General features: G+C 67.3%; 14 protein-coding genes and 1 rRNA gene. 4 read left to right on the top strand and 11 right to left on the bottom strand.

Going from position 1 to position 15706, the window contains the following annotated elements; all coding sequences use genetic code 11:
* The first annotated feature begins 9 nt into the window (after positions 1 to 9).
* From AC5RUF_RS12090 to AC5RUF_RS12080, 3 genes are read left to right on the top strand one after another with little or no spacing between them, the layout of a single operon-like run.
* Positions 10 to 1527, top strand: coding sequence for an MmgE/PrpD family protein (locus AC5RUF_RS12090; RefSeq protein WP_494130733.1), 1518 nt, complete (start codon positions 10 to 12; stop codon positions 1525 to 1527).
* Complete coding sequence (gene prpB, locus AC5RUF_RS12085; RefSeq protein WP_494130732.1) at positions 1528 to 2433, top strand: methylisocitrate lyase; 906 nt, start codon at positions 1528 to 1530, stop codon at positions 2431 to 2433. It abuts the gene before it with no gap.
* A 42-nt stretch (positions 2434 to 2475) separates the two neighbouring features.
* A complete protein-coding gene (locus tag AC5RUF_RS12080; protein ID WP_494130731.1) occupies positions 2476 to 3609 on the top strand; it encodes a bifunctional 2-methylcitrate synthase/citrate synthase in 1134 nt (377 codons plus the stop codon).
* Between the two features lie 653 nt (positions 3610 to 4262).
* On the opposite strand, the gene AC5RUF_RS12075 is transcribed toward AC5RUF_RS12080, so the two are convergent.
* The 10 genes from AC5RUF_RS12075 to AC5RUF_RS12030 all read right to left on the bottom strand — a co-directional run bounded on the left by AC5RUF_RS12075 (position 4263) and on the right by AC5RUF_RS12030 (position 14296).
* The gene (locus tag AC5RUF_RS12075; protein WP_494130730.1) at positions 4263 to 4766 is read right to left on the bottom strand and encodes an 8-oxo-dGTP diphosphatase; all 504 of its coding nucleotides are present in this window, start codon (positions 4764 to 4766) and stop codon (positions 4263 to 4265) included.
* On the bottom strand, positions 4766 to 5824 hold the full coding sequence (gene xerD / locus AC5RUF_RS12070) for a site-specific tyrosine recombinase XerD (RefSeq protein ID WP_494130754.1): 1059 nt from the start codon (positions 5822 to 5824) through the stop codon (positions 4766 to 4768). The genes AC5RUF_RS12075 and xerD overlap by 1 nt, the downstream gene beginning before the upstream one ends.
* 207 nt (positions 5825 to 6031) lie before the next feature.
* Positions 6032 to 6694, bottom strand: coding sequence for an NUDIX domain-containing protein (locus tag AC5RUF_RS12065; protein ID WP_494130729.1), 663 nt, complete (start codon positions 6692 to 6694; stop codon positions 6032 to 6034).
* Between the two features lie 2 nt (positions 6695 to 6696).
* On the bottom strand, positions 6697 to 8391 hold the full coding sequence (pyrG, locus tag AC5RUF_RS12060) for a CTP synthase (protein ID WP_493997924.1): 1695 nt from the start codon (positions 8389 to 8391) through the stop codon (positions 6697 to 6699).
* Between the two features lie 79 nt (positions 8392 to 8470).
* Complete coding sequence (recN, locus tag AC5RUF_RS12055) at positions 8471 to 10192, bottom strand: DNA repair protein RecN (RefSeq protein WP_494130728.1); 1722 nt, start codon at positions 10190 to 10192, stop codon at positions 8471 to 8473.
* The gene (locus AC5RUF_RS12050) at positions 10189 to 11265 is read right to left on the bottom strand and encodes an NAD kinase (RefSeq protein WP_494130727.1); all 1077 of its coding nucleotides are present in this window, start codon (positions 11263 to 11265) and stop codon (positions 10189 to 10191) included. The genes recN and AC5RUF_RS12050 overlap by 4 nt, the downstream gene beginning before the upstream one ends.
* A 53-nt stretch (positions 11266 to 11318) precedes the next feature.
* Positions 11319 to 12182 carry a TlyA family RNA methyltransferase gene (locus AC5RUF_RS12045; RefSeq protein WP_494130726.1) on the bottom strand — a complete coding sequence of 288 codons (864 nt, stop codon included), beginning with the start codon at positions 12180 to 12182 and terminating at the stop codon, positions 11319 to 11321.
* Between the two features lie 2 nt (positions 12183 to 12184).
* On the bottom strand, positions 12185 to 12415 hold the full coding sequence (locus AC5RUF_RS12040) for a hypothetical protein (RefSeq protein WP_493997373.1): 231 nt from the start codon (positions 12413 to 12415) through the stop codon (positions 12185 to 12187).
* A gap of 53 nt (positions 12416 to 12468) precedes the next feature.
* Entirely contained in the window at positions 12469 to 13491 is a 1023-nt protein-coding gene (locus tag AC5RUF_RS12035; protein ID WP_494130725.1) for an HAD-IIA family hydrolase, read from the bottom strand.
* Positions 13460 to 14296: a hypothetical protein gene (locus AC5RUF_RS12030; protein ID WP_494130724.1), complete on the bottom strand. Its 837-nt coding sequence runs from the start codon at positions 14294 to 14296 to the stop codon at positions 13460 to 13462. Before AC5RUF_RS12030 ends, AC5RUF_RS12035 begins: the two co-directional genes overlap by 32 nt.
* Here AC5RUF_RS12030 and AC5RUF_RS12025 point away from each other — a divergent pair.
* On the top strand, positions 14249 to 15157 hold the full coding sequence (locus AC5RUF_RS12025; RefSeq protein WP_494130723.1) for a hypothetical protein: 909 nt from the start codon (positions 14249 to 14251) through the stop codon (positions 15155 to 15157). The two genes, AC5RUF_RS12030 and AC5RUF_RS12025, sit on opposite strands and share 48 nt — an antisense overlap.
* Before the next feature lie 453 nt (positions 15158 to 15610).
* Here AC5RUF_RS12025 and rrf read toward each other — a convergent pair.
* A 5S ribosomal RNA gene (gene rrf / locus AC5RUF_RS12020) occupies positions 15611 to 15706 on the bottom strand; the annotation flags it as partial.

The raw sequence follows: 15706 nt of genomic DNA, 5'->3' as shown, positions 1-15706 counted from the left end.
GGACAAACAGTGAACCTGCATAAAGTGCGCGTCTACCGCAGCGACGAGAAGCTGGCCCGCGAGGACCAGCTGGCTTACAAGATCGCCAAGGTAGCCGCCGATCCCGTGGACGTCACCGACGACGTCACGGACATGGTCATCAACCGCATCATCGACAACGCCTCCGTGGCCGTCGCCTCCCTGAACCGCGGGCCCATTGTGGCCGCCCGCGCGCAGGCCCTCTCCTTCTCCCCGTCCGCACACGGCAAGGGCGCCTCCGTCTTCGGCGTGCTGGCCAAGAGCAGCCCCGAATGGGCGGCCTGGGCCAATGGCGTGGCCGTCCGCGAACTCGACTACCACGACACGTTCCTGGCGGCGGAGTACTCCCACCCCGGCGACAACATCCCGCCGGTCCTTGCCGTTGCCCAGCACACCGGTGCATCCGGCAAGGACCTCATCCGCGGCATCGCCACCGGCTACGAAATCCAGGTGAACCTGGCCAAGGCCATCTGCCTGCACAAACACAAGATCGACCATGTGGCCCACCTGGGCCCGTCCGCAGCCGCCGGCATCGGCACCCTGCTGGGGCTCGACGTCGACACCATCTTCCAGGCCGTCGGCCAGGCCCTGCACACCACCACCGCCACCCGCCAGTCCCGCAAGGGCGAGATCTCCACCTGGAAGGCCCACGCCCCGGCGTTCGCCGGCAAGATGGCCGTGGAGGCCGTGGACCGGGCCATGCGCGGCCAGACCTCCCCGACCCCCATCTACGAAGGCGAAGACGGCGTCATCGCCTGGCTGCTGGACGGCCCTGACGCCGCCTACGAGGTGCCGCTGCCCGCAGACGGCGAAGCCAAGCGCGCCATCCTGGACACCTACACCAAGGAGCACTCGGCCGAGTACCAGGCGCAGGCCTGGATCGACCTGGCCCGCAAGATCCACGGCGAGCACCCGGAGGCCGCCGATCCGGCCAACGTGGAAAGCGTCCTGATCGCCACCTCGCACCACACCCACTACGTGATCGGCTCCGGCGCCAATGATCCGCAGAAGTACGATCCCACCGCTTCGCGCGAAACCCTGGACCACTCCATCCCGTACATCTTCACGGTGGCCCTGCAGGACGGCGCCTGGCACCATGTAGACTCCTACGCCCCCGAGCGGGCCGCCCGCCCGGACACGGTGGAACTGTGGCACAAGGTCACCACCGTGGAGGACCCGGAATGGACCCGCCGCTACCACTCGCTGGACATCAGCGAAAAGGCCTTCGGCGGCAAGGTGACCATTGTGCTCACCGACGGCACCGTCATCACCGACGAAATTGCCGTGGCAGATGCCCACCCGCTGGGCGCCAAGCCGTTCAGCCGGGAACAGTACATCACCAAGTTCCGCACCCTGGCCGAAGGCCTGGTCTCCGCCGAGGAGATCGAGCGCTTCCTGGCCACGGTCCAGCGTCTGCCCGAACTGGCCGCCGGCGAGCTGGACCAGCTGAACATCACCGCCGCGGACGGCGTCATCGACCCGGCCGCCGCACCGAAGGGACTCTTCTAAATGCTGTACTCCTCCGTTACCCCCGAAGCCAAGCGGGTTGCCTTCCGCGAAGGACTGGCCTCCGGCACCCTGCAGCAGTTCCCGGGCGCCTTCAACCCGCTGTCGGCCCGCCTGATCGAGGAAAAGGGCTTCCACGGCGTCTACATCTCCGGTGCCGTCCTGGCCAATGACCTGGGCCTGCCGGACATCGGGCTGACCACCCTCACCGAGGTGGCCACCCGCGCGGGGCAGATTGCCCGGATGACGGACCTGCCGGCCATCGTCGACGCGGACACCGGCTTCGGCGAGCCGATGAACGTGGCACGCACTATCCAGGAACTTGAAAACGCCGGACTGGCCGGCTGCCACATTGAGGACCAGTTCAACCCCAAGCGCTGCGGCCACCTGGACGGCAAGAACGTGGTGGACACCGAAACTGCGGTCAAGCGCATCCGTGCGGCCGCGGATGCCCGCCGCGACCCGAACTTCCTGATCATGGCCCGCACGGACATCCGCGCCGTGGACGGCCTGGAAGCCGCGCAGGACCGCGCACGGGCCCTGGTGGATGCCGGGGCCGACGCCATCTTCCCCGAAGCGATGAAGTCGCTGGAGGAATTCGCCGCCATCCGCGCCGCCGTCGACGTCCCGATCCTGGCCAACATGACCGAGTTCGGCAAGAGCGACCTGTTCACCTACGACGAGCTCTCCTCGGTGGGCGTCAACATGGTGATCTACCCGGTCACCCTGCTGCGCAGCGCCATGGGTGCCGCCGAGCGGACACTGGAAACCATCAAGGCGCACGGCACGCAGGAGACCGACGTACCCAATATGCTCACACGTGCGCGTTTGTACGATCTGGTGGATTATGAGGCGTACAACCACTTCGACACGTCCGTTTTCAATTTCCAGGTTCCGGGCACCCGCTAGGACCGGCCAGGCATTTACCGCACGACGAAGGAGTCAGCAGCAATGACAGATCCCCAGATCCACAAGGGCCTGGCGGGGGTACTCGTAGACACCACCCGCATTTCCAAGGTCAACCCGGAAACCAACTCACTGCTCTACCGCGGCTACCCGGTGCAGGAACTCGCCGCACGGTGCAGCTTCGAAGAGGTGGCCTACCTGCTCTGGAACGGCGAGCTTCCCACCGAGGCGGAGCTGGCCGAGTTCATCGCCGGGGAACGCGCGCAGCGCGCCCTGACGCCGGAGCTGAAGGCCGTGATCGACGCCCTGCCGCTCACCTGCCACCCCATGGATGTCTGCCGCACCGCGGCGTCCGTCCTGGGAGCCTCGCACGAGCTGGCCGAGGATTCCTCGGTGCAGGCCAACATGGACAAGGCCGTGGGCCTGTTCGCCGCGATGCCCGCCGTCGTCGCCTATGACCAGCGCCGCCGCCGCGGCCAGGACGTGGTGGAACCGCGCGATGACCTCGGCTACTCCGCCAACTTCCTCTGGATGACCTTCGGCGAGGAAGCCGCACCCGAGGTGGTCGAGGCGTTCAACGTCTCGATGATCCTGTACGCGGAGCATTCGTTCAACGCCTCCACCTTCACGGGCCGGGTCATCACGTCCACGCTTTCGGACCTGCATTCGGCGGTTACCGGCGCCATCGGCGCGCTGAAGGGCCCGCTGCACGGCGGGGCCAACGAAGCCGTTATGCACACCTTCCAGGAGATCACCGAAAGCGCGTCCGACGGCGACGTCGCAGCGCATGCTGCCGCCTGGCTGGACGAGGCGCTGGAAGAGAAGAAGAAAATCATGGGCTTCGGCCACCGGGTCTACAAGAACGGCGACTCCCGGGTGCCGACCATGAAGGCCTCCCTGGACAACATGGTCAAGCACTACGACCGTCCGGACCTGGGCGAGCTGTACACCGCCCTGGAATCGGCCATGGGTGAGCGCAAGAACATCCTGCCGAACCTGGATTACCCGGCCGGCCCGGTCTACCACCTGATGGGCTTTGACACGCCCACCTTCACGCCGCTGTTCGTTGCGGCCCGGATCACGGGCTGGACGGCGCACATCATGGAGCAGCTCGAAGCCAACTCCCTGATCCGTCCGCTGAGTGAGTACAACGGTCCGGAGGAGCGGCACCTGCCGTAGTCGGTTAGCGCTGGGTGAGGCCTCGTGGGGCCCGGCACCTCCGGGGGCCCCGGAACGGCGGCAACGAAATTCCCTGCTCGCAGAGCTCGCAGGGAATATTAAAGCCGCCTTATCCGGGACCCTCGGGGCCTCCTCTGCGTCTTGGCGCGGCGCAGCATCGATCCTGATCGCTTCGGCTATTCACCGGGCCATATGGCGGGAAACGAGGGACCATGACCAAGGAATACCCCACGCCGGCGTACCGTGAGGAACTCCTGATCCACAAGGCACCGCCGATGTTCTGGACCTGGCCCGCACATACGCTGTTTTTCAGCCTGGTCTTCTTCCTGTGCACAGGTCCCGTGGGGATGGTTTTCGGGCTGGTCCTCAAGGCTGTGTACCCGTTCGATCCGGAGTTTGAACCGACTCGGGAGTCCATGGCCTGGGACGGTTTCAAGGTCGGGATGGTGTTCGGGTTCATTCCTGCCGTTGCAGCGGGAGCAATAAGCTTCCTCAACGGCGGGGAGGTCCGGCGCCTGTGGTCCGACTACCGGTACGAGGGATGGAGTGCCGGAGAATGCCGGGCCATGTACCGCCACGCCCATGCAACCGGCACCGCCCTCCTTCCGGCCGCGTTGCCGCGTTGGGACTTCCGTTTGGGGCGGCCGCCTGGTTCAGGAAAAAACGATGCTTGCCACGTTGACGTTGTCGTGGGCGATGGTGACTTCCGCGTCGAAATACTCCCCGGCCAGCAGTCGGGGCATCCAGAGGGCTGAATCCGGCCACATCCGGGCGTAGGGCATCTCCCCGGCGGGATACCAGGCCGGGAGGATCTCGTTGGTCTCCACCGGGTCGCCGTCCCAGCGGTGCGCCCGGAACAGCACCGTGGACATGTCCAGCCCGGGCTGGGCCGGGAAAATCCATTCGATGGTGCCGGCCCGCTCCAGGTCCGGCTCCCGGACGTGCACCCCGGATTCTTCCTCCACCTCGCGGACCGCGGCCTGCTCGGGTGTCTCCCCCGCTTCGATGTGCCCGCCGAGGGTGACCACCCGGCCCAGGCCGAAGCCGGTCTTCTTTAATCCCATAAGCACCCGCGGCCCGTCCGGTGCGTCCCGGAAGAGGAAGCACAGGACCACAGGGGACGCCCGGAAGGCTGCCGGCTCCCCCAGGGACTCCATCAGAGCGCCCGCGGGTGTGCTGCGGCGTAGACCTCCCGCAGCGTTTCCGCCGTGACGAGGGTGTAGACCTGTGTGGTGGTCACCGAGGCATGGCCGAGGAGCTCCTGGACCACCCGGACATCGGCACCGCCCTCCAGCAGGTGGGTGGCGAAGGAATGCCGGAGTGTGTGCGGGGACACGTCGCGGCCGATGTTCGCCTTTTCGGCGGCGTTTTTCAGGATGGTCCAGGCGCTCTGGCGGGAGAGCCTGCCGCCGCGGGCGTTCAGGAACAGGGCCGGTGTGCCCTTGCCCTTGGCCGACGCCGCGGGACGGCCGCGCACCAGGTAGTCATCCAGCGCCCGGGCGGCGTAGGACCCCAGCGGGACCAGGCGCTCCTTGGAACCCTTGCCGAAAAGCCGCACCACGTCCGGGCCCTTCGCGGGGATGCGCTCCAGGGACAGGTCGTCCACGTCCAGGCCCACGGCTTCGCTGATGCGCGCTCCGGTGGAGTACAGGAATTCCAGCAGGGCCCGGTCACGCAACCCCGAGGGGGTATCCAGCGACACCGCTTCGAGGATCCGGGTCACCTCGCTGACACTGATCGCCTTGGGCAGCCGCTTGCCCGGCATGGGCGGGTGGACGTCCGACGCCGGATCGGCGGCAGTCATCCCCTCCAGGGCCCAGAAGCGGTGCAGGCCGCGCACCGCCACAATGGTCCGGGCAGCCGAGCGGACACTCAGGGCCGAGGCGCCGTCAGAACCTTCCGAGATGGACTGGGCGAAGGCCGTGACGTCATGGCGCGTGATCCGGGAGATGTCTTCCACTCCCCGGGCGCTGAGGAAGCGGGCGTACCGCAGCAGGTCGCGGCGGTAGGCGTCCAGGGTGTTGACCGCCAGACCGCGTTCCACGGCCATGTGCTGCAGATAGGTGCCGATGGCCCGCCCGGCTGGGGTGGACCGGAGCTCCTCGGCGGCCGAGCGGGCCGTGGCGGCACGTGAACGGGCGGGTGCCTTGGGTGCAGCTTTGGCCGGCGGTGCCGCGGCCGGTGCTGCCGCCGGTGTCGGTACGGCCGCAGGCATGGCGGCGTCCGGCAAGCCGGAGTCGGCCCGGGCGGCGGAACTGCCCGTGCGGTCCAGTTCGGCCAGGTCGGCGTCGCGCAGCCGGCGGGCCGCCTCGGATTCGAGGTCCAGTTTCAGGGTGGGGTTCAGGGTGCCGCGAAGGTCCAGGGCGATGGTGTCGTTGCTGTTCTGCGCGGAAGCGTCAGCGCTGGGCATGGCAGGTTCCGGCTAGCGCACCGGGCCGTTGGCCCAGGTGGAGTGTTGCGAGTGGTGTTCGGGCCAGGGCGCATCGGCCGGGCGCAGGTCCCGGTAACCGTTGCCGCGGGCGACGGCGGCGGCCAGGACGGCGGCCACAGCGGAGGGGCTGTGCATCCTCCCCTGCAGGGCAGCCTGCACGGCCTCGTCCAATTCCACCCACGCCGTGGTGATCTCGGCTTCTTCGTGGGTCCGGGTGTGCCGCTGCTCCTCGGGCACCTCGGTGATGCCCCGCGCCAGGTAGATGCGCAGGGCTTCACGGGAGGAACCGGGTGAGAGGAACAGATCGGTGAGCACGTGCCAGTCGGCGGCCACCAGGTCCGCTTCCTCTGCAAGTTCGCGGGCGGCGCCCACCTGGAAGTCTTCGCCGTCCACATCCAGCAGTCCGGCCGGGATTTCCCACAGGGTCATCCGGACCGGGTGCCGGTACTGGTTGATCAGGAGCACCTGTCCCGCGTCGTTCATGGCCAGGATGGCCACCGCGCCGGGGTGCGTGATGTAGTCACGGACCAGGGGTTCGCCGTCGTCGGTCAGGGTGAATTTCTCCTTGACCACGTCCCACACCGGGCCGCTGTACACCGTCTCCGATTCCAGCAGCGGGCGCGGGCTTTGTGCGTCGGCGAACCCCGGCGCCATGGCTAGGCCTTGCCGTTCTGGTGGGCCAGGGCAGCCTTGACGAGTCCGGCGAAGAGCGGGTGCGGACGCGTCGGGCGGGAGCTGAGCTCCGGGTGTGCCTGCGTGGAGACGTAGTACGGGTGCACATCGGCAGGAAGCTCGACGAACTCCACCAGGCCGCCGTCGGTGGTGGTTCCGGAGAACACCAGGCCGGCGTCGGCAATCTGGTCGCGGTACTGGTTGTTGACCTCGTAGCGGTGGCGGTGGCGCTCGGCCACCTCCGTCTTGCCGTAGGTCTTGGCAACCACGGATTCCGGCTCCAGCTTGGCGTCCCACAGACCCAGGCGCATGGTGCCGCCCATGTCGCCGCCGCCGGCAACAATGTCCTTCTGCTCGGCCATGGTGGCGATAACCGGGTACTGGGTATCCGGTTCGAACTCGGAGGACGAGGCACCTTCAAGGCCCACCACGTTGCGGGCGTATTCGATGACCATGCACTGCAGGCCAAGGCACAGGCCCAGCGTCGGGAGCTTGTTCTCCCGGGCATAGGTCAGGGCGCCGAGCTTGCCCTCGAGGCCGCGGATGCCGAAGCCGCCGGGCACGCAGATGGCATCGGCGCCGGCCAGGGCCTTGGCCGCACCTTCGGGGGTGTCGCAGTCGTCGGAGGGAACCCAGCGGATGTTGACCTTGGCCTTGTTCGCGAAACCGCCGGCGCGCAGCGCCTCGGTCACGGACAGGTAGGCGTCGGGCAGGTCCACGTACTTGCCCACCAGGGCAATGTCCACGTGGTGCTTGGGGTTGTGCACGGCTTCAAGCAGGCGGTCCCACTTGGTCCAGTTGACGTCCTTGAACTTCAGGTCCAGGTGCTGGACGATGTACGCGTCCAGGCCCTGCGAGTGAAGGGTCTTGGGGATGTCGTAGATGCTCGGGGCGTCCGGGCAGCCAATCACGGCGTCCACGTCGACGTCGCACATGCGGCCGATCTTGCTGCGCATGGCGTCCGGCACCGGGCGGTCCGAGCGGATGACGATGGCGTCCGGCTGGATGCCGATGGAGCGCAGCGCCGCCACGGAGTGCTGGGTCGGCTTGGTCTTCAGTTCCTGGGACGGGCCGATGTACGGCACAAGGGAGACGTGCAGGAAGAAGACGTTGCTGCGGCCGATGTCCTGGCGGACCTGGCGGGCCGCTTCGAGGAACGGCTGCGACTCGATGTCGCCCACCGTGCCGCCGATTTCGGTGATGATGACGTCGGGGGTCTTCTTCGCCTCGGAGGGCAGGCGCATCCGGCGCTTGATCTCGTCGGTGATGTGCGGGATGACCTGGACCGTGTCGCCGAGGTACTCACCGCGGCGCTCCTTGGCGATGACGGTGGAGTAGACCTGGCCCGTCGTCACGTTGGCGGAGCCGTCGAGGCTCTCGTCGAGGAACCGCTCGTAGTGTCCGATGTCGAGGTCGGTCTCGGCACCGTCGTCGGTGACGAAGACTTCGCCGTGCTGGAAGGGATTCATTGTGCCCGGATCCACGTTCAGATACGGATCGAGCTTCTGCATGGTCACTGCAATGCCGCGCGACCTCAACAGATGGCCGAGACTTGACGCTGTCAGTCCCTTACCGAGTGAGGACGCCACGCCACCGGTGACGAAGATGTGTTTGGTCGTAGAAGACGACTTGGGAAACCTGGAATTTGATCGCTGCACCACGGAGTTCGAGCCTATCACCTTTTGTTGTTTCGAGTTTGTCCTGCGCTTGTGTTCGTTCTGTATGCCATCGTAGTTCGCTCTTCCTTTCGGGGCGGTATCACTGCGAGTGCCCCGCCGCTTCCAGCAGCTCTTCCGCGTGCGCCCGCGCCGTGGCCGAGTCTTCCTGCCCCGCAAGCATGCGGGCCAGTTCCTTGATCCGGTCCTCCTGGCCAAGCACGCGCACGTCGCTGGCAGTGACGCCGGAACCGTCATCCGTCGAGGTGGAGGTCTTAATCACACGGACGTGGTGGTTGGCGAACGCGGCCACCTGCGGCAGGTGGGTCACCACGATCACCTGCACATGCCGGGCCAGCATGGCCAGCCGGCGGCCGATCTCGACGGCGGCCTTGCCGCCGACGCCGGCGTCCACTTCGTCGAAGATGAACGTGGGCACGGGGTCCACGGCAGCGAGGACCACTTCGATGGCCAGCATCACGCGGGACAGTTCGCCGCCGGAAGCACCCTTGCCGAGGGGGCGTGCCGGGGCCCCGGGGTGCGGGGCGAGCAGGAAGGCAATGGTGTCGGCGCCGTACGGTCCCGGCTCGCCGGCCGGTTCCACCTCGATCACGAGGTTGGCGTCCTTCATGGCCAGTGCGGTCAGTTCGTCGCTGACCCGCCGGGCCAGCTCTGCCGCAGCTTCGGTCCGCAGCTTGGTCAGGGCCTCCCCGCGGCTGGCCAGGTTCCCGGCGAGGGTTTCAATTTCCGCTTCGAGCGCCTCGATCCGGGTGTCATCGGAGCTGAGCTCGGCCAACCGCTTGGCGCTTTCGCCGCTCCATTCCAGCACGCCGTCAATGGAGGGGGCATACTTTCGGACGAGTCCGGCCAGGTCCGCACGGCGGGATTCAACTTCGGCCAGCCGTTCGGGGCCCTCCGAGTCGAGGGAGGCGCCGTAACTGGCCAGTTCGGTGGCGATGTCGGCCAGGATGTAGCCCACTTCGGCCAGGCGCTGGCCGGCGTCGGCGAGGGCCGGGTCATGCTCTCCGGCGGATTCAAGCTGGCGCTTGGCGGCGTCCACCAGGGAGGTGGCATCGCCCCCGTCTGAGAAGTCGTCGGCGATGAGCGCGGCATGTGCACCCATGGCGGCAGTGCGCAGCTCTTCCAGGTTGCTCAGCCGCATGGCTTCCGCCTTGAGGGAGTCGTCCTCCCCCGGCTGCGGGTCCACGGCTTCGATTTCCTCCAGCGCAGCGGTGAGGTACTCCGCTTCGCGCAGCCGGTCCCGTGCCTGGTCGCGCAGTTCGGCCAGCTCCTTGGCTGCCGCCCGCCAGCGCGCGTAGTCCTCCTGGTAGGCGCCGAGCTCTGCGGCCAACGGGGCACCGGCATACTTGTCCAGCGCCTCCCGCTGCGCGGCGGCGCTCTTGAGCCGCAGCTGGTCCGTCTGGCCGTGGACCACCACCAGGTGCTCCCCCACCTCGGCCAGCACACCCACCGGAGCGGAGCGCCCGCCCACATGGGCACGGCTGCGGCCGTCCGCGTTTACGGTACGGACCAGCGTAAGTTCGGCGGCGCCGTCGTAGGCTTCGAGTTCGGCGCCGGCCTCGGCGGCGCGCACCGCGGCGGGACTGTCCGGGTCCACATGGACCAGGGCCTCGGCGACGGCGGACTTGGCACCGATGCGGACCGCGCCGGCGTCCGACCGGGCGCCCAGCAGCAGTCCGAGTGCGGTGATGACCATGGTTTTGCCGGCACCGGTTTCGCCGGTGACCACGGTAAAGCCCGGCCCGAGTTCCAGCGTGGCGTCGGTGATGACACCGAGGTCCCTGATCCGGATTTCCTCAATCATTCGGCGAAGCCTCCACTGTCAGAACCTGCATTGTCCGCGGCCGTCGCGCCTGTGTGGCTGCCGCTTTTCGGCAGGGCCGGTGATCGAACTCCGGGATCGGGCACGCTGCCGCCGGCACGGTCGGCTTCGCGGCCGGGTGCCGGGCTGAGCTGCATGCCGGGCACCGGGCCCGAGACCGGTCCCCGCCACCCGTGGGTGGGCAGCTGGAACTTGCGGACCAGGCGTTCCGAGAACGGTGTTTTGTGGGTCCGGGCGAGCCGGACGGGGGTTTTGGACCGGGTGACTTCCACCCGGGATCCCGGTGGCAGATCCACGCTGCGCCGTCCGTCGCACCACAGCACACCACAGGCGTCGGTGCGGGTAAGGATTTCCACGGCCAGGACAGATGCCGGTGCCACGACGAGGGGCTTGGCGAAGAGTGCATGGGCGCTGATCGGTGCCAGCAGCAGGGCCTCGACCTCCGGCCAGACTACGGGGCCGCCGGCGGAAAACGCGTAGGCGGTGGATCCGGTGGGTGTGGCCAGGACAACGCCGTCGCAGCCGAAGGAACTGATGGGCCGGGCGTCCACTTCAATGACCACCTCGAGCATCCGCTGCCGGTCTGCCTTTTCCACGGCGGCTTCATTCAATGCCCAGGTATGGGCAATCAGTTCATTGTTGTGCCAGACCTTCACATCGATGGTCATACGCTCTTCGACGGTGTAGGCGCGTTCCACCACCCAGTGCACGGTCTGCGCCAGGTCGGCGCGTTCGCTTTCGGCGAGGAATCCCACGTGTCCCAGGTTTACGCCCAGCAGGGGGACTGCGGTGCCGCGGACCAGTTCGGCGGCCCGCAGAATGGTGCCGTCGCCGCCCAGGACCATGCCGAGATCCACCCGGTCCAGGGCCACGTCTTCATCCAGGATCTCGGTGGGTGCGGCAAGCACCCCGTATTCGGCCTGGATGTCCTCCAGGTCGCGGCGGCGCATCACGGGCACCAGACCGGAGGAATGAAGCTGCGTGCAGGCCTCTTGGGCAGCGGTCATGGCATCACGCCGTCCGGTGTGGGCCAGGACCAGTATCCGTCTGCTCATCTGCGTCTTCATCCTCTTCCGTTTACGGGCCATGCGTGCGGCACGCCCACCCGTCAGTCTTCTATGGCAGGCTCCCGCTCGGCAAACCCGTCGAATCCTTCAAACGCCTCGGCGACCACCCTGGCGGCAACCCTTAACAGTGCCTCGTCCGGCGTTCCCTCCTGCCGCTCGCTGCCGTCCGGGCCGGGAACACGCAACCACATAAAGAACTCCACGTTGCCGTTCTGGCCGGGCAACGGGCTTGGTGCAATGCCCGCTATCTCCAGTCCTGCGGCCAGGGCTGACGCTGCGACACGGGTGACGGCCAGGCGGTGCTGTTCGGGATCGGTGACCACGCCGGTGCGGTCCAGCCGTTCCCGGCCGACTTCGAACTGGGGTTTCACCATCAGGAGCAGGCTGCCGCCGGGCCTGGTGGCCCGGGCCAGGGCCTCCACCACCATGGTCAGGGAGATGAAGGACAAATCAGCGACGGTGAGGTCAACCGTGCCGCCGATGTCCTGCTGGTCCAGGTACCGGACGTTCATGCCCTCGTAGACACTCACACGCGGGTCTTTCCGCAACGGTTCCACCAACTGGTCGTGGCCCACGTCCACGGCGGCCACATGCGCAGCCCCGGAGCGCAGCAGGACATCGGTGAACCCTCCGGTGGAAGCGCCGGCATCAAGACAGCGGAGCCCCTGCGGGCGGACCGCCGGGAAGGCTGCCAACGCGCCGGCCAGCTTATGTCCGGCGCGGCTCACGTAGTCCGGAAGCCCGTCGTCGAGCACCTCCAACGAATCTGTGGCGGCCACCGGGGCGGAGGGTTTTGTTGCAGGCGAGCCGCCGCGCAGGACGCGTCCGGCCGCAATCAGCTTGGCGGCCTGGGTGCGGGAGCGCGCAAGACCGCGGGTCACCAGTTCCTGGTCGAGTCTGGACATGGCTACCGGGTCCGGGGATCGCCGGGCAGGGGAACACCGGAGGAAGCGTCGGCACGGGATCCGGATTCGCTGTTCAGTTCCGCCAGCAGTCCGTCATGCAGGGATGCGTAAACTGCACCATGCCCGGACACGGGCGTACTTGCCAGATCCGGGAGGCCCGCCAGCAGGGAATCCACGGCGGGGTCCCCTGTGGCCGCCGGTGAATCCGGCCAGCCCGGCTGGGAATCAGGCATCGGTGTTCCTCCTGCTGATGGATGTGGTGTAGGTATGGCTTCTCTTGAGAAGCCTAGCCGCGGCCGGTGACAGTCCAGCGGATCTCGGGCGCCTGGGCGGACTCCACGTCCGGGTGGGAGGCCCACCAGGCGGCGCACGCGGCCCGCCAGCTGTCCAGATCGTCGGATTCTCCGTCGATCACGATGACGGACCCCTCTACCCAGGCTGCAGCCTCGCCGCAGCGGTACCGCCCGCCGTCGGAGAGCGGGACCGGATACGGTGCGAACAGCGCCTCAAGGTTCTCAATGAGGTAGACCGGCCGCTCCGGGGTGCGGGCAGCGAGTGCGGTTAGTGGGGTGTCGACGCCGGTGAGCACCAGTGCCGTGTCGAAGCCGGCGTTGGTGCCGCCGAGGATGTCTGTGTCCAACCGGTCCCCCACCACCAGCGGACGGTGCACGCCCAGGTGGCGCGCCGCCGTCGTAAACAGCGGTGCCTCCGGCTTTCCCGCCACAAACGGGACTTTGCCGGTGGCAGCACCCACGGCAGCCACCAGGGTGCCATTGCCGGGGGCGATCCCCCGGGCCTGCGGAATGGACAGGTCGGTGTTGGTGGCCACCCAGACCGCTCCGCGACCGACGGCGAACGCCGCCTCCGCGAGGTCCTTCCAGCCCAGGGACGGATCGAACCCCTGGATCACGGCGTCAGGACCGTCCTCGGCAGAGTTGACGACGGTGAGTCCCTGGGCCTCGACGGCGGCAACCAGTGTGGCACTTCCCGTCACCAGGACCTTGGCACCGGCCGGGACCTTGGAAGCGAGCAGTTCGGCACCGGCCTGCGCAGAACCGAAGACGTTCTCCGCGGTGGCCGGCGCGCCGAGGTCACGCAGATGCGCGGCCACGGTTTCCGAAGAGCGGGACGCGTTGTTGGTGACGTAGGCAAGCTGGACCTGGGCATCCGCCAGCCTGCCCAGCGCCTCCACGGCTCCGGGTATGGCATGCGGGCCGGCGTAGACAACGCCGTCCAAATCCGAAAAGACGGCGTCGTACCCGGAAACCAGGGAGGAATCAGCCGTCAAGGCGCTGCTGCTCCGACTCATCGGCGTCTTCCCGTGGCGTTTCCTCGTCGTCGTCGCTCATGTCCAGGTCGGTGACGATAACCTCGACATCTTCATCTTCATCATCGTCGACGTCGCCGGCTTCGGTCAGGCGGGCTTCCTGTTCGTCGCTGGGCAGGGCATCGGCCTCGGCATCAACCGTCGAGTTGTCCTGTGCCGGCTTCTCTTCGGCTTCAAAGTACGCACCGGTACGGTCTTCACGCGGCTCGGAACGGCGTTCCTTGCGTTCTTCCTCCGGGGCGAGGTCGAAGATTTCCGGTTCGGCGAAATCGCCCATGCCCAGGGCGCTGTCGGCCCGCAGTGCCTGCTTGCGCCACTGCCCGGCTTCTTCGTTGCGGCCGGCCAGCTCCAGCGCGTCAGCGTAGGCACGGAACAGCCGCGGGCTGTAGGAGAAGGCCCGGTTGCGGTCCAGCTGCGGGATCTCCAGCGCGGTGACGGCCGCCTCGAACTGGCCCATGTCCATGCGTGCACCCGAGGCGACGATGGCGAGGTCCACCTGGCCGGACACGTCCAGGTCCTTGGCGTCCTCGGACCGGACCAGGTCCAAAGCCCGTTCCGGGTGGCCCAGGCCGCGTTCGCAGTCGGCCATCATCGGCAGGTAGGCGTTGGAACCGCTGATTCGGCGGTAGGTGCGGAATTCGCGCAGCGCCTCACCGAAGTGCTCGGCAGCGTAGGCGGTAAGGCCCACGGCCTCGCGGACCACAGCCATGCGGCCGCCGCGGCGGCTTGCAGCCAGGGCGTGCTGGAAGGCGAGCTCGGGTTCGTCGTCGATCAGGCGGCCGGCCATGACCAGGTGCTTGGAGACCCATTCACCGTTGACCTCTTCGAGGTTGCGCAGCTGCGCGCGGGTGACCTTGTCCAGCTCCTGTCCGGTGACGTCCTCATCGATTTCAGGGGAACGCTCACGGTCGGGCCGGTTGGCGCTACGCAGGTCCTTGGCGTTGCGGGGGCGCGGTGCCGCCGGCGCATCGTCACGACGGAAGGACGGACGGTCTGCGCCCTGTGCGGGCCGGTCGCCGCGGGGCGGACGGCTGTCACGCTGCGGACGATCATCACGACTAAACGGCTTACGCTCACCGAACTGCTTACGGTCACCATCGCGGGCCGGGCGGCTGTCACGGCTGAACGGCTTACGCTCACCATCTCGCTGGGGACGGTCATCACGCGAGAACGGCTTACGACCAGCGGAAGCCCCGCGGTCACCAAAGGAACGACGCTCACCATCACGCGCCGGACGGCTGTCACGCTGCGGACGGTCATCACGCGAGAACGGCTTACGCTCACCATCACGCGCCGGGCGGTCATCACGGCTGAACGGCTTACGCTCACCATCACGCGCCGGGCGGTCATCACGGCTGAACGGCTTACGACCAGCAGAAGCACCACGGTCACCAAAGGAACGACGCTCACCATCACGCGCGGGACGATCATCACGCGAGAACGGCTTACGACCAGCAGAAGCACCACGGTCACCAAAGGAACGACGCTCACCATCACGCGCGGGACGATCATCACGACTGAACGGCTTACGCTCACCATCACGCGCCGGACGGCTGTCACGCTGAGGACGGCTGTCACGGCTAAACGGCTTACGCTCACCATCACGCGCCGGACGATCATCACGGCTGAACGGCTTACGGTCCTTTGATCCTGAACGCTGGCCTGCCGGCTTGCGGTCTTCCCAACGCTTGGGTGCGTTGCGGTCATTCGTGGCCGGGCGACCCTGGGAATCCCGCCGCGGTGCGCCGCTTCGGTCCTGGTCCCTGTTGTTCTGCTCTGACATGCTGGCTAGTTCCTCTCGTCGTGAGCCGACCAACGGAATTTACTGCAGTCGCTCGTCACTATGTACCTGTAATGGAGATGTAAAAGTTATGGGAGGCGATCAGCGCCTTAGGCAATTCTAGTGCAGGAGACCTCTCCGAACCGATTCCACAGGCCGCATCGTGCCCGGTAACGGGGTGAGCCTCACCACGACGCCGCCGATGCCGGCGGGATCCGAGCACCTGGCTGAAGGAAGATTCCAGGCTCTTCGGGAGTAGTTCGAGGGTTTAAACGGGTGAGGGCCCCGCAACCATGCGGGGCCCTCAACCATCAAAAAATTGTCCGGCGGTGACCTACTCTCCCACACCCTCCCGGATGCAGTACCATCGGCGCTGTGGGTCTTAGCTTCCGGGTTCGGAATGGGACCGGGCGTTTC

This window comes from Arthrobacter sp. Y3224198 (genome assembly GCF_059090025.1).
This window is presented reverse-complemented; position numbering and strand designations above follow the sequence as displayed.